Genomic DNA, 22,182 nt, shown 5'->3' with positions numbered 1-22,182 from the left:
GTCTCATCGTGACGTTCAAGCCAATCAAGAACGAAGTTTCCGCCAATAAAGCCGGCACCACCGGAAACCAGCATTGTCATCGAAGTTCCATTTCTCGTCTTAATCATAATATCATAATGAAATAGATAGCGCAGTGCTTATATCGGCGAGCGATAACTCACAATCGAATAGTCAGCTTGCCCTCAAATCCGGCGACCCAATCTTGCTGGCAGAGACCTATCCCAGACATCTCCAAAATTCAACCTATTAATATGCCACACACAACCTATAGCGGAACAAATTAGGCCTTCGCCGAAATGAGGCGAAGCGTCACCAACTCGCGCCAGCTTATTCCGCGTCAATCGAGCATCTCCTAGCACTCTATCTCGGTCGATTGTCGACAAAGTACCATTGCTCCGGATATTTGCGCACAATCGGTTCGATCATCTGGTTCAAACGGTTTACATCCTCGATGAACTGGCCCTGCGTTTCCTCTGCTTCAGGCCATACGAACGGCTCCATTACTCGGAGCGTGAAATTCGCGCCCCTCTCCCGTACAATATAAACCGGATAGATCAATGCATTCGTTTTGCGAGCCATTCGCGCGATGAGTGCATAATTGCCCTCAAGATGGGCGGGCCTGTCGAAGAACGGCGCGCGGATGTATCCGTTGAAACCTTCGTCACAGAACATCAGCAGATTGCCGCCGTTCTCTAGGATTCTCAAGGCCGGGCGCACGAAGCTACGGCCGGGTTTCAGAATGCCCAGGCCGGCGCCCTTGCGCAGCCGGTTGACGATATAGTGGCGTGAGCGGCGTTTGGGCGGATCGTAGTTCATGGTGACGTCAAGTCCCATATCGAGAAGGCAATGCCAGAGTACCTCCCAGTTGCTGATATGCGGCGCGATGAAGATCACCGGTCCTTTGCTGCAGCGCTCAACCAGCCTTTCGGTACCAATCATGCGGACGTGCCGCCGTGCCAATCTCGGCACGACGGAATATTCCGCCATCTGCCGCCCCTGAGAATCGGCATAGGCGTTGAGGAGGCGATCAAGCTCCGCATCGCCAAGCTCGGGCCTTATCATCTTGAGATTGGCTGCAGCACGCGCGTAAGCACCCTTGTGGAAGCGTGGCGCCAGCAGGCGCCCGAGCCAGCCGCCGAGATCGGAGCAGACGCTCGCCGGCAGTAGCATGAAGGCAAAATAGAGGAAGAGATCTACGGCGTTGTCGATATTCTCATAAAGCCAATAGCGCAGAAACGCCTTGCGCCGGTCGCCGCCAGCTACGAAATCGGCAAGGGGCGGAGCTTTCGGCGGCTCATAGGTCCACGCCTTGCGCTTGCCGGCGGTGACTTCTTTATCGGTCTCGGTGGTCATCCCCGGCGCCTATGCAGTGTCACGGGTATGCCCTCACGCGGACGCAATGTCAGGCGGCATTGCGGTTGAACTTTATGCCCATCCCTGATCCGAACGCGAAAACGCTGGGCCAGGATCGCCAGGCAGAGGATCGCCTCGGTGAGGCCGAATTGCAGACCGGGGCATACGCGCGGGCCGGCGGCGAAGGGAATATAGCTGTAGGGCGCCGGCCGCGCCGCGCCGAGGAAACGCTCCGGATGAAAGCGATGCGGTTCAGGGAAGAGCGAATCCGTGCGATGCAGTATCCATGGCACGATCAGAACCAGCGCTGCCTTGCGTACCTTCACGTCGCCGATCTGGTCCGGCTCGGCCGCCTGGCGTGCCAGGATCGGCACCGGGGGATAGAGGCGTAACGTCTCTTCGATGACCGCACGGCACCAGTCGAGGTTCGCGACATCATCGATGGAAGGAACCCGATCGCCGCAGACAGCGTCGATTTCCGCATGGATCGCATCCTCCACCCAGGGCGCACCTGCGAGCAGATACCAGGCCCAGGTCAGTGTTGCCGCGGTGGTTTCGTGGCCGGCCATGAAGATGGTCGCAGCCTCGTTGCGAAGCGCCACGACATCGAGTTTCAGCTCGGGGTTGCGCTGCTGCCGTCGGATCAGCAGCTCGACCATCGAACTGTTGTCACCCTTGCCGGCCAGATGATCTTCGATCACCTGATCGATGATCCGGTGAATGCGTTTCACCGATCGGCTCAAGCTCGGCGTCTTGATGATCGGCAGCCCCTCATCGAAGCCGAGAAAATAGCCGAAATTGACAGAATCGACAAGCGACTGGTAGCTCGCAAAGCCTTCGGTGACGGCATTGGCGCTCTCCTCGCCAAGATCATTGCCGAAGACGCTGCGGGAGATGATCTCCGCCGTCAGCCCGGCCATCTCGAACAAGGCATTGACCTCCGCGCTTTCGCCCAGGCTTTGCCAGCGGTCGGCAAGCTCGCTTGCCGTGCTCTGCATGATCGCGCCGAAGGCCGGCACGCGGTTTTTATGCACGATATCGGAGACCAGCGGCCGGCGCTGCTTCCAGGTCTCCTTGTCGGAAATGAACAATCCATCACCCAGCAGATATTCCAAGGCGCGCCGCATCTGCGGCGTCTTGCGCTCGAAATTCTCATGGCGCTTGGCAACCACATAGCGGATAGCCTCGGGCGAATTGACGATGATGAGCTGACGCCCCAGAAGCTTGAACTCCGCCACATGCTCGCGATAATCCGCGCGACGCCAGATCGATAGAAAGTCGCTGCGCGCCTGCAGCATGAGCTTCAGTGGCTGGCCGGGCTTTCCGCTATAATAGGCGGCGTGGGCCGGCTCGAAATATTGCGACGACTGATCGGCGTATTCGACGATTTCGGTTTTCTGATCAAGCCAGGCCAGCATAGCGGTGCAGAACTTTCGCGCCTTGCGGCCGGTAACGATGTGAAAACGGCCGAACGCCACGACGCACGGTCGTGGTCACTATATTCATTTCGCAACCGCAGAAAAGCCCCCACTCAACCAGAGTGGAGGCTCTTCCTTGCCTTTGAAAGCGCTGCGCCTAGATGGCTTCCAGCATGAACAGCTCATCGAGTGTCTGGCGCCTGCGGATCAGCCGATGTGTCTCACCGTCGATCAGGATCTCCGGTGCGTAAAGGCGGCTGTTATAGTTCGACGACATCGTTGCGCCGTAAGCGCCGGCGCCATGAAACACGAGATAGTCGCCGACATGGGTTTCGGGCAGATCGCGCGTTTCTACCGTGCCATTGTCCGTCTGCGTGAAGACATCGCCCGATTCGCAGAGCGGGCCTGCGACGACTGTTGGGAAGATTGTTCCGGCGGCATCGCGAGGCGCCTTACCTGCAATGACCGAGATGTGATGGTAGCTGCCATACATGGCCGGTCTGGCGAGATCGCTGAAACCCGCATCGACAAGTACGAAGCGGTTGCGGCCCATCATCTTGACGGCTCTGACTTCAGCTAGCAATACGCCCGAATCCGCCGTCAGGAAGCGGCCCGGTTCGATCTCCAGCCGGATTGGATGGCCGAAATGCGCCTCGATCTCGCGCCGCGCCTTATCCCAGAGCGAAAAATAATGCGCCGGATCGATCTCTTCTTCACCCTCCCTATAGGGCACGGAGAGACCGCCGCCGGCCGAGATGGCCTCGATATCGACATCCAGCGCGCGGCAGAATCCGATCATCGCACCGCAAACGCGCTGCAGATGCCCATAGTCGACACCGGAGCCGATGTGCATGTGCAGCCCGACAAGCTTCAGCGAATATTGGCGCGTCAGCGCCACCGCCTCCTGCAATTGCTCGAACCAGATGCCGTGCTTGCTGGTTTCGCCGCCGGTGTTGGTCTTTTTGCTATGGCCATGCCCGAAGCCGGGATTGATGCGCAGCCACACCCTATGACCAGGCGAACGCTCACCCAGCTGATGCAGCATGTCGATGGAACCGATATTCACCTCGACCTTGTCGGCAATGACGCGTTCCAACGTCGGCCGGTCGAAGACATCGGCGGTGAATACGATCTCCGCAGCTCCCGACGCATTACCGGCAGAAAAACCCGCCCGCATCGCCCGATCGATCTCGCCGAGCGAAACGGCATCGACCCGCACGCCCGCCCTGCGCATCTCTTTCAGGATGTGAATGTTCGAACAGGCCTTCTGCGCATAGCGAATGACATCGAAGGCGGAGAGTTGCGCGATGCGTCGGCGGATCGCGGCAGCATCATAGATCCAGAGCGGCGTTCCGTATTCGGCGGCAAGCGCGCTCAGCGTTTCATTGGAAGGAATGGTCATCTTGTCTCAATCGGTCTGGCGGGAATAGATCAACGATGAATAATAGTACGGGCGGAGCGACCGTGTCACTCCACCCCTTTCGTGATGTAACGATGCTGCGGCTGGCTAGCGCCTGGCGGCGGCAAGTGCCTGCTTGAGATCGGCAATGACTTCCCTGGCCGAGTGCAGGCCGACGTTCAGGCGGATCGTGCGGTCGCTGACGCCGAAGCGCGCGAAGACATTGGTCTCCGGCGAGATGCTGAGCGCTGCCTTTGCCGGTACGACGAGGCTTTCCGGTCCGCCCCAGCTGACGCCGATACGAATGAGGCGCAACGCATCGACGAAATCGGCCACATCGATGCGGTCCGAAACCTCGAATGAAAACAGCCCACCGAAGCCGCTGAAGGTGCTCTTTCCGGCATGGTCGCCGAGTGCCGGATGCATGACGTTGGTCACATCCGCATGGGCATCGAGCCAGGACGCTACTTCCAGCCCGGCTTCATGGTGATGGCGCATGCGGAATGGCAGGGTCTCGAGATTACGCAGCACGAGCCATGCCTCGAACGGCGCAAGCTTCGCACCCGTATAGGGATAGATTTCGCTGTTGATCCGGTCGATATGCGCCTTCGAGCCAGTGACCAGACCTGCCACCGTGTCGCTCTGTCCGCCGAGATATTTCGAGGCGGCGTGGATGACGATATCGATACCGACGGAGAGAGGCTTCTGATAGAGCGGCGTGGCCCAGGAATTGTCGACCATCGTTACGACGCCATGGCGGCGAGCGGCCTCGGCGATCACAGTCAGATCCTGCAGTTCGAAAACCATCGAGGTCGGGTTTTCGAGATAAGCGAGCTTGGCACCGGGAAGTGCGGCAAGCATGGCTTGCGTATCGGTGCCGTCGATATAGTCGACGACAACGCCGAAGCGCTTCAGCACCTTTTCGAAGAAGCGGAAGGCGTCGCTATAGACGTGCCGCACGGTGACGATACGGTCGCCGGGTCCGACGAAGGCGAGAACCGCGGCAGCAATTGCGCCCATGCCGCTCGAAAAGGCACGCGCCTCTTCCGCGCCCTCCATCTCGGCGATCTTGCGCTCCAGAAGCCGCACGGTCGGATTGTCACCGCGCGAATAGATCGGCTTCTTCGAACGGCCGGCAAAGACGTCCTCCAGCTCCTTGTAGCTATCGAACAGAAAGAGCGATGTCTGGTAGATCGGCGGCACGGCCGCATCGAACGGATCGTCGCGCGGCGGCATCAGCGCATCTGGAATGGCGTGGCGGTAGGCATCGAATCTTGGCGTCTCGTTCATGGCGTTCCTCTTGGGTCAGGAGTGAAGTGTCGATTGGCCAACAAGGCGGCCCGGTGCGTCGGCCGGCAGAATGGTGAGCCATTCCCTCCATCCGACAAAGCCGCCGAGGATGGCAGCAAGAATGGCGGCGGTAGCGGCGGCAACGGAGACGCCGGCAAAGCCCATCCAAAGCGGCAGCAGGAGCAGAAGCGGGATCAGCAGATAGCCCTGCGGTGCAAGCCCTACGAGCGCAGAGAGACCTGCCCTGCCCCGCGATTGCAGCATGACGAGCAGGACGGATTGAAAGGCCGCAAGCGGAAAGATCGGAAAGAGAGCCTGCAGCCAAGCTACCGCCTCATCGACGACGTCCTGTTTATCCGTGAACAGGCGTGCGATCGGCTCGGCAGCCAAGAACAGCAAGATGGAATAGAGCAATGCGACCGGTATCGTCACGGCCAGCATGAAACGGATGGCGGCTTTCAGCCGCTCGGTATCGCCAGCGCCGAAGGCATGACTGACGACGCTCTGGGCGCCTAGGCAAAAACCAAACAATGGAAGCTGTCCCAAAGTCATCAGGCGGATGGCAATCGCGGTTGCGGCGACACCGGTATCGCCGCCATGCACTGCGGCCTCCCGCATCAAGACCAGAAAGCCGAGACCCGTGACAATGCTTGTTGCGGCAGCGGGAAGGCCGATCCGCGCGATCGGCCAAAGCAGTTGCCAGCAAATCGCCCCGCCGGTCACGCTCACAGTTCCCCATCGGCGCAAGAAGTAGACGGCATAGCATGCCAGGGCCGCAATGGACGAAACAATGGTTGCGAGTGCCGCGCCGGATGCGCCGAGCTTAAAGAGAAAGATGAAGACGGGATCGAGAACCGCGTTCAAGGCGAAGCTCGCGATCAGCACGATCATCGAGAAGCGTGAATTGCCCTCGGCGATCGCTATGAAATCGCAGATGGCCTGCAAAAGCCCGAGCGTCACCCCGAAAGCAAGCAGCCGCCCATAATCGAGCCCAGGGGCGAGGAGATTGTCACTGGCGCCAAGTGCGCCGACAAAATCCGGCAGGCCGAGATAGATCAGGATCGATAAGAGGATGCCGAGCGGGATCGTCGCCGCGAGTGCTGTCGTGGCGACCGACGCCGCGGCTTTGAGATCCCCTTCGCCAAGATAGCGCGCCAGCAGCGTGGCGAGCCCGATACCCAGCCCCTGACCGGCAGCCGCGACAAGCAGAAACAACGGCATGACCAGACTGATGCCTGCCAGCACATCCGGGCCGAGCGCTCCCAGGAAGATCGCGTTGATCGCATGATGGCCCGCACTGGCGGCCAGTCCAGCCACGGCCGGAAGCGCGACCGCCAGAACGAGCCGCTTGACGCGCGGATCGTTCATATCGACGGCTGTTGTCATCAGGCGCCTCGCGCCAGCGAGCCAAGGACAGGCTGCCCATCTTCCGTGGGCAAGCCGGTGAGATCCGGCAGCAGCAGCCGGTCCATGAAGAAGCGCTCGCGCAGGAGCATGACCAGCAGCGACTTCTTGTGCGGGAACTGAATATGCTTGACCTTGGCGAAGCCGGAACGGTCAAGATTGCGGATCTGCTGGACGTGATGATGGATCGGTTCGCCGACGATACGGCGGGTGCGTGGATCGGCCAGGAACATGTAATGCATCAGCGATGGCAGCCAAGCGCTGACGAAGGCTTTCCCGCGGAAATCATCCTCACCGATTGCCACATGCCAGCCGCGATCATAGCCATCGGCATCGTAATGCGGTCCGATCCTGTCTTCCTTCGCCCAATAGAGTTCGAAGTAGCCGAAGGGCACGCCGCCGAAGGTTCCGATCAGCGGCAGAGTGCGCGGATCGGCAAGGCGGCCTGCGATGAAATCGCGATGATAGGAAAGATCACCGCTGTCTTCCCATATGGCGGCAACCCTCGGATCGTTCATCCAGCGATGGAAATGCGGAAGATCGGCCTCGACATCGGCGACATGAAAGCCAAGCTGCGTGTTCAGCCAGGGAATGAAGCGGCTATAGACGCGGCCGGCGGGCTTCGGCGGCCGCTGCGGATGAAGGGCACCATTCGTCAGGGCCGGCAATTCAGGATAGGCTTTGGGTGCACTTCCGAGCCAGGATCTTGCCTGCTGGAAAAAGGATTCCGGCCGCACGATGAGGCGCTCGCCGCCGTGTTCGATCGCGCCGGTCTCCAGCAGTCGCTTTGCAAGATCATCATCCGCAAGCGCGATCTCGAAGCAAATCAGATGCGGATTGCATGCCAAAACGGCTTCCGACACGGCGTTGACGATATCCTCGCTAGAAAGCGGCGAAACTGCCGTCGAGATTGCATCAAAGACCAGGAGATTGGTGGCCGGCCCCGATAGATGACCTGAGGCCACTTTCACTCCGTGATGCTCGACACGGAAACTCCCCGGCACAGGCCCTGCCGATATAATGAGAGGTTGACCGCAGGCAAGCGCACTGCTCTCAAAGCCCGAAGCCGGCAGGCGCAGATCAAAGGATCTCTCCGCCGCCCTATCGCTCCTGATTGCCAGGGAAGCATCCATATTTCATCTCCATATCTTCAGAACCACGCCGGCTGAGATCGGCAGGGCAAGCACAGCGCTAATTCTGCGGTGACGAACGGCATCGGCAAGAATTCAAAATATTTTCCGAAAATATTTTTTTTGAAAATCTCCTGAATTTTCCCAAACACCGTTCGTCATGCAGCTGCGTCGATGTAATTTCCGGATTATCCGAGTTTATCGGCGCCATAAGTCAGAGATATCAATCGATTAAACTCAATATCTTCCACAGATATTGAGAGGTATACGTTATTGTATTTCGATTGATTAGATATGTATTTCAGTACATTCAGGGAGAATGGCGAAGAAATGACTGTCCATGATCGGAACGCCAAGGCAGCAAACGACTCGGATTACCTCGCCAAATGCTCGCTATCGCCAGCACAGTCACGTATCTGGCTCCTGTCGGAGACGGGTAATGAAGTCGTCTACGGGCGACAAATACTCGCGATCGTCTTTCCCTCGACCTCTCTTAACCTCGCACGCGAGGGTCTATCAAAACTTTCTCGGCAACATCCCCTCATCACCTCTGAATTCGAGGCACGGGCAGGCGGCGCCGTTCAGCAGATCCTGAGGAACGACCGTTTCGTCGAGATCATCGAGACGAAGTTGGCTGCGGGCGAGAACCTGGACGAGGCGCTGACCACGACTGCCACGGCAGAACAAGCCCGCCCGATCGACCTTACCAATGGCAATCCAGCCCGCTTCATCCTCCTGACGCAAGAAGGGCGGGCGGTGGGTACCTTATTCTCCCTCCACGCCATCCTTGCCGACGTTGCGGCGCTCGACCTGCTTGCGACAGATTTCCTTTGCAATATCGACGGTCATTCCCCAGAGGATATCGCAGAGACCGTGCTGTCCGACGCCGCGTCGTGGATGATTACCAATGGCGCACCACGCCACGCGGCACCGGAGCTGGTCGACTTCTGGTTCCAGCGGCTGACCTCTCAAGAGAACATTGCATCGCTCCTGCCGCAAACATCGGCGGGACAGAACACGGTCGACGAGGCATGGTTCGAGCATATGCTTGAAGTGCCGGTACAGTCGTCCGCTGACACCTCCGGCGACATGCTTGCCGCCCTCGGGATCGCCCTGCGGCGCCATACCGGATACGGCACTCAAAGGATCGGCCTGGTCACGCGTCCGAAAAGGCAGAAAGTTGCCGCTCGCAGCGAGGACGTGTTGATCCTGATGCCGGAACTCGACGGCACCATGACGCTCAAGGAGGTTCGCGACGCATTCGTCAAGGAAATCGATACGGCGACCGGGCAATCCCTGCCCTTCGAGGCTCTTGCCGATGCGCTGATACGGCGGGACGAACTCTTCGACACTACGGGCCTCGTCAAGACGCTCCTTGATGTGCGTCCGCCCCTGCGCCTCATGGAAGCAACCTCGAACGAAGTCAGGCTGCGCAGCCCCATCGAACCGTCGGCGCGCCGCGATGCCGATCTGGTCGTTACCGTTTCCCCGGCATCCGTCGGCAAGCTTCGCATCAGCATCGGCTTCGACCCGCAGAAGCATGATCGAAAGCAGACCATACGCTTCGCTGACGATCTTTCCATTGCGCTTGCGCAGTTGCATGCCAATCCTGGTGCGCAGGTCAAACATATCCCCTTCGTGTCGCCGGAAGAGCTGGACAGGCTTTCTGCGCCCTATCCCGACGCGCCGGAGCCCGATGACGGCACGCCTATCCATGAGGTCATCTCCGCGCAGGCGAAACGACGGCCGAACGCCTTTGCCGTCGCACAGGGCGAAAAATCGATCGCACATGGCGAGCTCGAAGCTGCCGCCAACCGGCTGGCACATCGGTTGATCGCGATGGGGATCGGCCCAGAAAAACGCGTTGCCATCGCCCTTGAAAAATCGATCGACGCCATCATCGCCATTCTTGCCGTCTTGAAGTCGGGCGGCGCCTTCACGCCGGTCGAGCCGGATCATCCCGAGGCGCGCAATCGTCACATCCTGACGGCCCCGGGCCTCTCGCTCGTCATCTCCCGCGCAAAGCACATCGCCAACCTGCCGAGCGATATCGCCACACCCTATCTCAATCTCGATGCCATCGACCTGTCCGCGGAGAGCGTCGACGCACCGGCAACGACCATTGCCCCGCAGCAACTTGCCTATGTGATCTACACCTCCGGCTCGACAGGCGTGCCGAAGGGAGTGGCGGTCGAGCACGGCCCGCTCGCCCACCATTGCAAGGCGACCCTGCGCATCTACGAGATGAGCGAGGCATCCTGCGAATATCCCGTACTGCCCTTCACCTCGGACGGCGGCCATGAGCGCTGGATGGTGCCGCTGATGGCAGGTGGTGGCGTGGTGCTGACGCAAGACAAGCTTGCGACACCGGAAGATGCCTTTGCCATGATGAAGCGGCACGGCGTCAACAATGCCAGCCTGCCCACAAGCTATGTCCGCGGCCTTGCCGAATATGCGGGCGAGAACAGCGAAATCCCGCGGCTGCGGCTCTATTCCTTCGGCGGCGAGGCGCTGTCGCAGGCGGTGTTCGACATGATCACCGAAAACCTGAAGGCGCAGCTGCTGATCAACGGCTACGGCCCGACCGAAACGATCATGACGCCGATGATCTGGAAGATCCCGGCCGGAACCCGCTTCGAGGGGACCGTCGCGCCGATTGGCCGCGGCGTTGGCGATCGGCGCATCTATGTGCTCGATGCCGACCTTGCGCCGGTTCCGGTCGGCGTGATCGGCGAAATCTATATCGGCGGCAGCGGCCTGGCACGCGGCTATCTCGGCCAGCCGGAGCTGACGGCGGATCGCTTCATTCCGGATCCCTTCACACCTGGCGGACGACTGTACAAGTCGGGTGATCTCGGCCGCTGGCGCGAGGACGGCATCGTCGAATTCGCCGGCCGCGTCGATCACCAGATCAAATTGCGTGGCTTCCGCATCGAGCCTGGCGAGATCGAAGCCGTGCTGCGCTCCGATCAGCGTGTCGCCGAGGCGGTTATCCTCCTGCACAATGACGGCGGACGGAGCTCGCTCGTCGCCTATGTTGTGCCGCGCGAGGGCGAGAGCTTGAGCGTGACCGAACTGCGCCGCACCGCCATGACCGCCCTGCCCGATTACATGGTGCCGCAGACCATCATGCTGATCGACAGGCTGCCGATGGGGCCGAACAGCAAGCTGGATCGCGCCGCCCTGCCCGCACCTCGTATCGAACGCGAAATGGCAGCACCCGCCAATGACAGGGAAAAAGCGATCCTGGATGTCTGGAAAGACATCCTCGACATCGGCGATATCGGCGTCACGGAGAATTTCTTCGATATTGGCGGGCAATCGCTGATGGCCGTGCGCATCGTCTCGCGCCTGAAGATGCGCCATCCCGAATGGCCGCTGTCGATCGCCGACATGTTCAACCATCCGACGGTTCGCGACCTAGCACTGGCGATCGACGGCAGCCGCGACGAGGCCGGCGTCGATGTGGTCTATCTTCGTCGTAACGGCGACCGGCCGGCGCTCTATTGCTTCCCGGGCCTGCTCGTCAGCACGCGCGAATATATGCGTCTCGTCGATTATCTCGGCCCTGAACAGCCGGCGACCGGCTTCATCTGCTATTCGCTGACGGAAACCAAGACGCTGAGCACCCGCGTCGAAGACATTACTGCGCGTTACGCCGAAGCCGTGCGCAAAAAGGCCAATGGCCGGCCTTGCGCCTTCCTCGGCTGGTCGTGGGGCGGGCTGCTCGCCTATGAGGCCGCCCGGCAGCTCGGCAACGATATCGATCTGCGCATGATCGGTATGGTCGATGTCTGCGACATGGACGAGGAGTTCACCGTCGGCATCATGCCGCGCTTCGAAGACGGCATCCGCGATCGCACCCATGCCGCCGTGCAGAGCTGGCTTGCCACCACGCCGATGCGCGAAGACTGGAAGAGGCTGTTCGCCGCCATGAACGAGGAGGTTTACGAACAGTTCCTCCACCATGTCGTCAAGCATAACGTCAAACTACCGACGGATGGTCCCGATATCGGCTCGGAAGAGCATACGTTCTGGATTCTCATCGACAACGCGATGATCTTCCGTAACTACCGCCTGGAGCAATCCGATTTCCGCATCCATGCCTTTGCGGCCGAGGATTCTCTCACGCGCGCCCTCAACGTCATCGACTGGCGGCGATATTCTCCGAATGCAACGGCATCGGAGATCGTCACCGGCACCAACCATTTGACGATCATCGGCAAGACGCCCTTCCATCAGCGTTTCGCCCGGCGGCTCGATCATGCCTTTGCGCCGGCGCCACTGTCCAAAGACACCGTCAAGTAACCCCTCTTCGACATCATTCTGGAGCTGCATCATGACATCGCACGTGCTCGACCTCGCCGGGGCCGGTATCGGTCCCTTCAACCTCAGCCTTGCCGCTCAGCTCGATTCCATACCGCAACTTTCCGTCCGTTTCTTCGAACGGCGCCCATCCTTCGCATGGCATCCGGGAATGATGCTGCCGGGCGCGGAAATGCAGACATCCATCCTCAAGGATCTGGTGACGGCCACCAACCCGACAAGTCCGTGGAGCTTCCTCTCCTATCTTGTTGCACATAAACGCTTTTATCAGTTTCTCAATGCGGAGTATGAAGCCGTACCTCGCAAGGAATTCGCCGACTATCTCGGATGGGTCGCACGCGGACTGACGTCGCTTCGCTTCGGCGCCAGCGTCCGAGAGGTCCATGCCAATGACGGCTTTTTCTCCATCGCCACCGACAATGGCGCGATCAGCGCTCGCAATCTCTCCGTCGGCGTCGGCAAGATAGCGTCTCGTCCGGCCTGGGCCGAACAGCTGCCAAAATCGATGACCTTCCACAGCAGCGAAGCAACGCAACGTATCGGTGATGTCAGAGCGCCCCGTGTTGCCGTCATCGGCGGCGGCCAAAGCGGCGCCGAGATCGTCGATGCCCTCCTGGACCTGAACGCCGTTTCGTCCATTCACTGGATCAGCCGCCGGCCGAATTTCGAACCGCTCGATGCGACGCCGTTCACCAATGAGCTCTTCACGCCAAGCTATATGGAGCGCTTCCACGGACTTCCCGAGGAACTGCGGCTCACTCACACACGCCGGCAGGTGCTGGCGAGCGACGGCGTTTCCGCCTCCACTTTGAAAAAGCTCTATCGCCGCCTCTACGAGCGAAAGCTCGATGCCGCCGGTCACCCCGATCACGGCATATCGCTGCGCCCCTTCCGCAACGTCATCGCAGCCGAACAGGATGGTCCCGAAATCACGCTGACCATGCGCAACGGCTTCGATGACAGTATCGAAACACTGATGGTCGATATGATCGTCTTTGCGACCGGCTATCGCTTTGTGCTTCCGGAATTCCTACATTCGCTCGAAAACCGCATCGAGCTCAGCTCCATCGGCGAGCCGGTGCTGGAAAGCGACTTCTCGCTGGCTTGGGACGGGCCGCGCGAGAACCGCATCTTCGTTCTCAATGCCGGACGCCATAGCCACGGCATCGCCGAACCGCAGCTCAGCCTCGCCGCATGGCGCAGCGCCGTGATCGCCAATGCATTGCTCGGTCGTCCGCATTTCGATCTCGATCAGCTCGATCCCATCGTACAGTGGGAAACGCACGGGCAGTCGTCGAACCTACCCTCTCACATGGGACAGGCAGCGGAATAGGTGAAGATGGGCCAACCGGGGGAAGAGACGGCGCAGGTGGAGCTTCATAGCCTGCACCTGTCTGACGGGCTTGCCGTACCGGTCTCGATTTTGAGCGAGGCGGAAAAAAGCCGTGCCGCAGCATTCAGATCATGCTCGGCGCGGCGCCTTTTCGTTGCCGGACGGGTCTTGTGCCGAAGCGTCATCGCCAATCTGCTCGGCTGCGCCCCGCAAGCACTTTGTCTTGCGATTACCCCTTCCGGCAGACCCTACCTGCATGATTACCCCGACATCGACTTCAATCTCTCGCATACGAAAGACCGCGTAGCGCTCGCGATCTGTCGCGGCGGCCGCATCGGCATCGATATCGAGCGCCTCGATGCGTTTTCGGAGAAGGAAGCCTCCGAGATCATGCCGATGATCCTTTCCGAACAAGAACTCAACCAAGTGTATCAATTGGATGAGCGACATCGCCACGATGTTTTTCTCGCCTGCTGGGTTCAGAAGGAGGCTGCGCTGAAATGCTTCGGCCAGGGTTTTCTGGCCGACCCGCAAAGCGTGATGCTGACGCCAGGAAATACAACCCTAGAAAGCAAAAGCCAGGTATCTGGCGAAGCGATATTCATCCATTCCGGCCGGATCGGCAATGGAGAAACCGGGGATTTTCAATGGGCTATCGCGACCTCAAGGGCTGTGGCACAGCCGCAATGGCAGCATCACAAAAGCGGGATTTTCTTCTAGATTCCATAAAAAGTTAAAATAAAATCAGGTGGATAAACCTTGATTTAGGAGATGCTTCACTTTTCGACTCCGCTATCTTGACTATCATTGTCATGTTTTATAGGTTCCCTCTCAAAAAGAGGGGCACACAGAAATGCAACTTTGGATTTCAGCGAGAGCCCGACATGATTGCCAACCATTTGCAGTCGACTTCCAATGAGCAACTCCAAACAGCACTTCACGCCTATCCGAAGCTCCTCTCCGTCGCACGCAGGATCACAGGCTGCATGAGCCTGGCCGAGGACGTCGTGCAGGAAGTTCTCCTGCAGCTGGTCTCCAAGCCGCTGAAGGAGGATATAGCGGCTCCCGCGCCCTATGTGATGCGCATGGTGCGCAATCTGGCGACCGATCATATGCGGCGCCGGCAATATGAGCGCGGCCTGTTCGTCGAAGAGGAAGTCGGCGGCAATACCTCGGCCTATGGAAGCCCCGAGGAATATCTTCATGAAGCCGAGGCCTACAAGGCCTTCCGCTGCACGGTCGAATCCATGCCCGCCAGAACCCGGAAGTTCTACGAGGAGCACTATTTCGACGATATCCCCCAGAACATCATTGCCAAGGAGGCCGGGGTATCCTGCGCTCTTGTCTGCGGTCTTCTGCGGGAGGCGCATTCGCGGTGCCTCGCCGCCATCTCGCTCGAAGCCGACCATGCTTGCGCCGCAAGCAGCAACCACAGACGAAACAGAACAACACGGGTGCGGGAGATGCGGGCCTGATGGCGGTTCGCCGCCATCGCCTGCGAACCGCGCTCCATCGCCAGGAAAGGGAAGAATAGATGCAGGAAACCATCGAGATAACCGAATCCAAAGGCGCCATCTGTCGTGACATCATGTCGGAATTGACCGACTGGTTTACCGACCCCGACGTCATCGAAGCCTGCGCGGGTGCCGTGGAGACCCTGCCGATGTTCGGCTGCGTCGAGGCGGATACGGTTGCCGGCTTCGTTGCGCTGCGCGCCCATCCGCCGGCCGCCATGGAGATTCTCGTGATAGCAACCAGGCGCCGACACCATCGTAGCGGCGTCGGCAGGCGATTGCTGGCAGCGGCCGAGACCTTCGCCCGCTCTTCCGATTGCAAGCTCCTGACCGTCAAGACGCTTGCGCCGCGCGGCAGGGACGAACCGCAATATGAAAAGACTCGTGCCTTCTACGATAGAAACGGCTTCATCCGCGCCGAAATATTCCCGACCCTCTGGCGTGAAAGCGATCCGTGCCTGTTCTTCGTCAAGCCATTGACCTCGATAAACTAACCCGGCCACCTGCCGGCCATCGGAATTTCAGGAAGCCAGCGCGCTTCACCAGGAATGATAATGATCATGAAAGACGAAACGATCACCGGAAACGATCAGAATCACGCAACGGTCTTCACGACGGAAGGCCTGCGTTTCGAGGTCGATGGCAAAACCATTCTTCACCCGCTCGATATCAGCTTCAAGGCGGGCGAGATTTCCGGCCTGATCGGCCACAACGGTTCGGGCAAATCCACGCTGATCAAATTGCTGGCCCGGCAGATTCAGCCGACCAGCGGGCGCATCCTGTTCGATGGCGTAGCCGCCAGCTCCTACGACATGCGCGCCTTTGCCCGCGCCGTCGCTTATCTGCCGCAGGACACCAGCTCGGCTGCCGGCATGACCGTCGAGGAGCTTGTCGCCTGCGGGCGCTATCCCTGGCATGGCGCGCTCGGGCGCTTCACCGATCTCGACCGGGAAAAGGTGGATACAGCAATGAAGCTGACGCATGTCGATACATTGATAGGCCGCACGGTGGATACGCTCTCCGGCGGCGAGCGTCAGCGCGTCTGGATCGCCATGCTGGTCGCTCAGGACAGCCGTTGCCTGCTGCTCGACGAGCCGACATCGGCACTTGACATCGCCCACCAGATGGAAATCCTCGGGCTCGTGCGCGAGCTTTGCCGGACGAAGGATCTGAGCGTCATTCTCGTCCTGCACGATATCAATGTCGCAGCGCACTTCTGCGATCATCTGCATGCGCTGAAGCAGGGCCGTCTCATTGCAGCAGGCCCATCGCCGAGCCTCATGAAGGCTGAAACGCTCAATACGATCTACGGCACCAATATGGGCGTCACCGCCCATCCCGTGCATGGAACGCCGCTAGCTTATGTCATTTGAAAGCAGCTTCGAGAACCTGATGCTCTCCCGCCGCACGCTGCTTGCCGCCGCAGCACTTTTTGCCGTTCCGCAAGTGGGCGTGGCTGCAGAAACCATATCCGGCCCGATCGTTTCCCTAGATTATGGCCTGGCGTCGACACTGCTGGCGCTCGGGGTCACGCCCGCTGCCATCGCCTCGCTTGCCGATTGGGACACATGGGTCGTCGAACCGAAAATGCCTGGTGGTGTCATCGATCTCGGCACCACCAGCGAGATCAATCTCGAGGTCCTGGCAAGCATCAAGCCGGCACTGATCCTGACGACGCCCTATCTCGCTCCATTGAAGCCGCAACTGGAGGCAATTTCGCCCGTCCTGGAACTGACGATCTATGCCGAAGGCGGCGAAGCTTTGCCACGCTCCATCGAGGCGACGCGTCGGCTGGCCGACTTTATCGGCCGGCGGCAACAGGCGGAAGAGTTCCTTGCCCGGTCGGAGCAATTCTTCGACGACTGCGCAAACCGCGTCAAAAAGCTCAACCCTCCTCCATTGGCGCTCATCAATTTCGTCGACCCGCGCCATGCCCGCATCTATTGCGGCGCAGGCCTCTACCAGAATGTCATGAGCAGGATCGGGCTCAAAAACGCCTGGACTAGGCCGGGCGACTACTGGGGCTTCGAGACGATCGGGCTGGAGCAATTGGCAACGCTCGATCAAAGCCTGCGCCTCATCGCATTCGAACCGCTGCTCCCGCCGAACGTCCTCGACAATCTGCAGGATAGTCCGCTGTGGACCGGCCTCCCCTTCGTCAGGGACGGGCGCGTCTCCGTGCTGCCGGGCACATTGATGTTCGGCATGGTGCAGGAAGCAGAGCGCTTCGCGCGCATATTGCTTGACCATCTGGAAACATTCGCATGACCCGCGCCGAAGCAAATAACGTCCTCGGCGCCCCAGCCGTTGCTCTGACGCTGTTCGTGCTCGCCAGCCTGCTTGCCTGGCATCAACTGGCACCTGACCTTTCACGCCTGTTCGAGCAGGAAGCAGGCTACGATCCGCAGCGCCTGCTGCTCATCTACTCGACCCTGCCGAGGATCGTCACCGCCTTGCTGGCCGGTGCCGCACTTTCGCTCTCGGGAAGCCTGCTACAGCAGGTGCTGCGCAATCCGCTCGCCTCGCCCTCCACACTTGGCATTTCCGCAGGCGCCAATCTTGCGCTCGTTGCCGTCATGCTCGCCTTTCCCGCCCTTCAGGGCCTCAGCCGCGACGCCGTTGCCCTCTTCGGCAGCGCCGCCGCGGCGGCAGTCGTTTTCCTGATCGGCGCAAGACGAGGCTTCTCGCCCCTGGCGCTCGTGCTTGCCGGCCTGATCGTCGGCGTCTGGAGCGGCGCGCTGGCCGCCATTCTCGTCCTGATGAACGATCGCTATCTTTCCGGCCTATTCATCTGGGGGGCGGGATCGCTGGCGCAGCAAAGCTGGACCATTCCGCTTTCCCTTCTCCCGAAAATCGCCATCCTCTCTGGCGCGGCCTTGCTGATGGCGCGGCCGCTGGCACTCATGGAACTTGGCGATAGTGGCGCGAGCGGACTTGGCCTGTCGGTCAAGCGCACGCGCATTGCTGCCGTTTGTATTGCAATTGCGCTTGCCGCGATCGTCACCAGCGCCGTCGGCGTCATCGGCTTCATCGGCCTCATCGCGCCGCGCATCGCCCAGCTCGCCGGCGCCCGACAGATGAAGAGCCAGCTCATCTGGTCGCCCCTCATCGGCGCAGGATTGCTGCTGCTGACCGATGAGGCCCTGGTGCTGCTTTCCGGAGCCTCTTCGACCTTCCTGCCGACAGGCGCCATCACCGCATTGCTGGGTGCGCCGTTACTGCTCCTGATGCTGCCGCGCTTGAAGGCCGTGCAGCGCAGTGTGCCGTCCCCCTCTCAGAATGTGAATCGCGCCTTGCGGACACCGCGCGTACTCTTGCTTGCATCAGTTCCGGCGCTCGTCCTTCTCCTGGCCGGCGCGGTCTTCTTCGGGCGCGCACCGGATGGAACATGGACACTCCTGGCCTACCCCCATTGGCCCGAAGTCCTGCCCTATCGCCTTCCACGCATCGCCGGTGCTTTTGCTGCGGGCGCAATGCTTGGCGTCGTCGGCGCCATTCTGCAACGGCTCAGCGGCAATGAGATGGCAAGCCCGGAGGTTCTGGGCATTTCGGCAGGCGCTACCCTTGGCGTCACGGCTGCGCTTTTCCTTCTGCCCGCTCCCGGCATGGCCGCCCAACTGGGCTTCGGTGGCATCGGTGCCTTCGCCGTCCTCATCGCCATTTTCCTGTTCGGCATCCGGTCCGGTTTCGCACCGGAACGGGTACTTCTGACAGGTATCGCGCTCGGAGCCATGCTGGATGCCTTCATCAGCGTGCTGGCCGCGAGCGGCGATCCGCGCGCAATGATCGTGATGCAATGGATGAGCGGATCGACTTATCTCATTGATATACCGAAGGTAATCTCTGCGATGATGGCAGCAGTCGCAGGCCTTGCGCTTGCCTTTCTGACCCATCGCTGGCTCGATCTGCTGCCGCTTGGGACCCAGGCGGCCCAGGCAGTCGGCATTCGCGTCAACTTCGCCCGGGCCTGCCTCTTTGCCCTTGCCGCAGCTATGACCGCAGCCGCCACCCTCGTCGTCGGGCCTTTGAGCTTCATCGGCCTCATGGGACCGCATCTGGCGCGAGAACTCGGCCTGCGGCGTGCCTCCCCCCAGCTTACCGGCGCGGCGCTCGCCGGCGGTGGCCTCATGGTGCTCGCGGATTGGTTCGGCCGAATGATCGCCTTTCCCTACCAGATGCCCGCTGGCCTGGTTTCTGCCCTCGTCGGCGCGCCGCTGCTGCTGATATTGCTGATGAAGCGGCGTAGAACGGCATAGTGGTCGTGAAAGGCGGGCGTTCACTGTCCGAAGCGCTCTGCCGAAATGGCAAGTCAAACGGATGGAAACGCGTCACGCGTTGAGGCCTACGACTGCCTTGCTCATCGCGCCAATGAGATCGAAGTAAGTATCTGATGGGCCTGTGCTCACGCTTCCAGGCAGCGTTTACGAAAGCCGACTTACGGGAAGAGCACTCAAACTTGATTTGGCAAAAGCTGGATAGGAAGCCTTGGGGGAAAAGAGCTCGCCTCTTGACCGGCACCCAGCAGAATAAAGATGGGCGCTGCAAGCCGCAGCGCCCGCAGGAAGCTTACCAGCGATACTTCAATGACGCCGTGATGTTGCGGCCCTGTCCGAGGTAGCAATAGCCCTCGTTGCAGACCGTCAGGCGGCGGTTGGCGATGTTGCGAACATCGACGGATGCCGTCAGGCCCTTATATTTCTGGTCGACCGCGCCGAAGTCATAAGAGACAGCCGCATCCAGATAGACGCTTGCATCATTCTTCGCCGTGTTTGCCGTGCTGGTATAGGTCTCGCCCGTATAACGAATGCCGGCACCGACAGTCAGGCCCTTCGCGGCGGAATCATCCTGGAACGTATAGTTCGACCAAAGGCTGGCGATGTTCTTTGGCGTCACGGCAGGCGCGTTGCCGGCATCGTCGCCACGCGTGATTTCGGAATGGTTATAGGCATAAGCCGCAACCACATCCCAGCCGTCAGTAATATTCGCCCTGGCCTCGAGCTCGATCCCCTTGTTGGTCACCTCGCCAAGCGAAGCGTAAACGAGTGTCAGCGGGTCGACCAGAACCGGCTTGTTCTTCTCGACGAGATGATAGGCAACCGCCGAGAGCAGAATGTCGGTGCCCGGCGGCTGGTATTTCACGCCAAGCTCATACTGCTCGCCCTTGGTGGGATCGAGGATGCTACCGGATGCAGACCGCTGCGTGACCGGATTGAAGGAGGTCGAATAGCTTGTGAAGGGCGCAATGCCATTGTCGAAAAGATAGAGCGCGCCGAGCTGGTAGGAAAATGCATTCTTGTTGAGGCTGTCGTTCGTGGTCGTATCGGTGGAAACAATGGTGGTGTCGGTCGACTGCTTCACCCAGGTCTGACGCCCGCCGAGCGTGAAGCGCCATTTGTCGAGTTCGATCTGATCCAGGGCATAGGCGCCGAACTGCTGCAGACTGGCATCGACCCGGCTGAAATTATAGGCCGGCGTCGGACTCGATACTCCATAGGTCGGATTATCGATATCGAAGTCATAGGCGGGACTGGTCGTTGCATCCATCCCATAGGCGAACGAATCGCTCATACGGGTATAGTCGAGACCGAACAGCATGGTATGGGCAGCCGCACCGGTATTGAATTTGGATTCAAGCTGGTTGTCGACCTGAAAGACATTCATCCTGTCGCCGATCGCGGTCGCATAGCGTTGCGCGACGTCTCCTACCCAATCGAGGGTGCTGAGATAGCGCGATTTCAGGTCAAGATGCGAAAAACGAAGGTTCTGACGGAAGGTGAAGCCGCCGTCGAACTCGTGCTCGAACTGATAGCCGACCTGCTGCTGCTTGGTCCTCTGATAATCGTAATCCGGGTCGCTGTCGCGATAATCGAGAACATTGCCGTCGGGGCCGATCATTGCGCCGACATTGGCATCCGTTTCCGTCGATTGCGCCGAGCCATAGATGGTAATTTTCGTCGTGTCATCCGGCTTCCAGGTGAAGGACGGCTGGATCAGATAGCGGTCATCGGCGATATCGAAATTGGTGTCACCCTTTCGCGCCAGGCCGACGATGCGATACAGCATGCTGTCATCGTCTTGATTGACCCGACCGCCGAAATCGAACATCGTCTGGGCACGATCCGATGTTCCATAGAGAACACCGACCTCCCTGATCGTCTCATCCGTCGGCAGTTTCGATATCTTGTTGACGATACCGCCCGGCGAACCGGCACCATAGAGCACGGACACCGGCCCCTTGATGATCTCGACGCGATCGAGCGCATAAGGATCGGTCCGGAACATCGCATAATTCATGTAGGGCTGGCGCAGCCCGTCGCGATAATCACCGTCGGTCGTGACATCATTGCCGCGAATATAGATCTGGTCGAAGCGCGGATCGAAGCCATAAGAGCCGGTCTGAACGCCAGCCGAATAACGCACCGCCTCGGTAATATCCTGCGCACCGCGCTCTTCCAATTCCTTCCTGGTCACCACCGAAACCGAGCGAGGGGTTTCGACCAGAGGCGTATTGATCTTGGTGGCGCCCTGGCTCTTCTTCGCCGCTACGGTCGTATTATCACTTGCGTCGCTCGATTGGCCGCTGACGACGATCGGCGCGAGCTGGGTGGCATTTCCATTGTTCGCATCGGCCGCAGCGTCCTGCGCGAAGGCATTTCCACTTAAGGCAAACACTGTCGCAAGTGCGGTGGCGCCGCTTGCACGGTGGAATCTCTTACGTGTCAAATTACTGATATAATTATGGGATTTCTGCTTCATAAGCCCTTTGCGCCTGCCCGTTTTGAAAAGATGGCGCAAATTAGTTCGCAGGCGCAGCCGGCGTCAAGAATACATGAGTACAAGAGTCATATTTTTTATTGGTTTCCACTCTCATGTTGCAGAATGGCCCCGGTGGCCGAGCACGGGATTGCGGAAGACACCTGAAAATTGCGCTTAGCAAAGCATTTGGCCCGCTTGCCAAATCGCGCCACCCATAATATGAGAAATTTCATCATCTTTTCGAATATCGGCGCCTGCT

Annotated in this window: 15 protein-coding genes; 8 read left to right on the top strand and 7 right to left on the bottom strand. The window is 59.7% G+C overall.

The annotated features are described in order from the left end of the window. Positions 1-360: 360 nt before the first annotated feature. From GA0061103_RS06825 to GA0061103_RS06800, 6 genes are all read right to left on the bottom strand, one after another. The gene (locus GA0061103_RS06825) at positions 361-1,353 is read right to left on the bottom strand and encodes a lysophospholipid acyltransferase family protein (protein ID WP_092708409.1); all 993 of its coding nucleotides are present in this window, start codon (positions 1,351-1,353) and stop codon (positions 361-363) included. Further along, positions 1,350-2,831 (bottom strand): cytochrome P450, encoded by a 1,482-nt coding sequence (locus GA0061103_RS06820; protein ID WP_245304685.1) that lies wholly within the window; start codon positions 2,829-2,831, stop codon positions 1,350-1,352. The genes GA0061103_RS06825 and GA0061103_RS06820 overlap by 4 nt, the downstream gene beginning before the upstream one ends. Positions 2,832-2,928: 97 nt before the next feature. Further along, the gene (gene lysA, locus GA0061103_RS06815; protein ID WP_092708406.1) at positions 2,929-4,173 is read right to left on the bottom strand and encodes a diaminopimelate decarboxylase; all 1,245 of its coding nucleotides are present in this window, start codon (positions 4,171-4,173) and stop codon (positions 2,929-2,931) included. 105 nt (positions 4,174-4,278) lie between these two features. Further along, positions 4,279-5,460 (bottom strand): PLP-dependent transferase, encoded by a 1,182-nt coding sequence (locus GA0061103_RS06810; protein ID WP_092708404.1) that lies wholly within the window; start codon positions 5,458-5,460, stop codon positions 4,279-4,281. Positions 5,461-5,475: 15 nt separating this feature from the next. Further along, positions 5,476-6,846, bottom strand: coding sequence for an MATE family efflux transporter (locus tag GA0061103_RS06805; protein ID WP_245304684.1), 1,371 nt, complete (start codon positions 6,844-6,846; stop codon positions 5,476-5,478). After that, positions 6,846-7,829 carry a GNAT family N-acetyltransferase gene (locus GA0061103_RS06800; RefSeq protein WP_425349463.1) on the bottom strand — a complete coding sequence of 328 codons (984 nt, stop codon included), beginning with the start codon at positions 7,827-7,829 and terminating at the stop codon, positions 6,846-6,848. The genes GA0061103_RS06805 and GA0061103_RS06800 overlap by 1 nt, the downstream gene beginning before the upstream one ends. A gap of 495 nt (positions 7,830-8,324) precedes the next feature. On the opposite strand from GA0061103_RS06800, the gene GA0061103_RS06795 reads away from it, so the two are divergent. The 8 genes from GA0061103_RS06795 to fhuB all read left to right on the top strand — a co-directional run bounded on the left by GA0061103_RS06795 (position 8,325) and on the right by fhuB (position 19,423). Then, a complete protein-coding gene (locus tag GA0061103_RS06795; RefSeq protein ID WP_167376531.1) occupies positions 8,325-12,302 on the top strand; it encodes a non-ribosomal peptide synthetase in 3,978 nt (1,325 codons plus the stop codon). A gap of 31 nt (positions 12,303-12,333) precedes the next feature. Continuing rightward, positions 12,334-13,653 (top strand): lysine N(6)-hydroxylase/L-ornithine N(5)-oxygenase family protein, encoded by a 1,320-nt coding sequence (locus GA0061103_RS06790; RefSeq protein WP_092708395.1) that lies wholly within the window; start codon positions 12,334-12,336, stop codon positions 13,651-13,653. Positions 13,654-13,659: 6 nt separating this feature from the next. Beyond that, complete coding sequence (locus GA0061103_RS06785; protein WP_245304683.1) at positions 13,660-14,373, top strand: 4'-phosphopantetheinyl transferase family protein; 714 nt, start codon at positions 13,660-13,662, stop codon at positions 14,371-14,373. Positions 14,374-14,537: 164 nt separating this feature from the next. After that, complete coding sequence (locus GA0061103_RS06780) at positions 14,538-15,128, top strand: sigma-70 family RNA polymerase sigma factor (RefSeq protein ID WP_092708389.1); 591 nt, start codon at positions 14,538-14,540, stop codon at positions 15,126-15,128. A 59-nt stretch (positions 15,129-15,187) separates the two neighbouring features. Continuing rightward, on the top strand, positions 15,188-15,661 hold the full coding sequence (locus GA0061103_RS06775) for a GNAT family N-acetyltransferase (protein ID WP_092708386.1): 474 nt from the start codon (positions 15,188-15,190) through the stop codon (positions 15,659-15,661). Positions 15,662-15,727: 66 nt separating this feature from the next. Beyond that, the gene (locus tag GA0061103_RS06770; protein WP_208603487.1) at positions 15,728-16,540 is read left to right on the top strand and encodes an ATP-binding cassette domain-containing protein; all 813 of its coding nucleotides are present in this window, start codon (positions 15,728-15,730) and stop codon (positions 16,538-16,540) included. Further along, complete coding sequence (locus tag GA0061103_RS06765) at positions 16,530-17,435, top strand: iron-siderophore ABC transporter substrate-binding protein (RefSeq protein WP_092708380.1); 906 nt, start codon at positions 16,530-16,532, stop codon at positions 17,433-17,435. Before GA0061103_RS06770 ends, GA0061103_RS06765 begins: the two co-directional genes overlap by 11 nt. Then, positions 17,432-19,423, top strand: coding sequence for a Fe(3+)-hydroxamate ABC transporter permease FhuB (fhuB, locus tag GA0061103_RS06760; protein WP_092708377.1), 1,992 nt, complete (start codon positions 17,432-17,434; stop codon positions 19,421-19,423). Before GA0061103_RS06765 ends, fhuB begins: the two co-directional genes overlap by 4 nt. A 310-nt stretch (positions 19,424-19,733) precedes the next feature. Here the strand turns inward: fhuB and GA0061103_RS06755 are convergent, their stop codons facing one another. Then, entirely contained in the window at positions 19,734-21,923 is a 2,190-nt protein-coding gene (locus GA0061103_RS06755) for a TonB-dependent siderophore receptor (RefSeq protein WP_092708374.1), read from the bottom strand. Positions 21,924-22,182 lie beyond the last annotated feature (259 nt).

The sequence above is a fragment of the Martinezella multihospitum genome (genome assembly GCF_900094585.1).
In the GTDB taxonomy this organism is placed as follows: Bacteria; Pseudomonadota; Alphaproteobacteria; order Rhizobiales; family Rhizobiaceae; genus Rhizobium; species Rhizobium multihospitium.
This window is presented reverse-complemented; position numbering and strand designations above follow the sequence as displayed.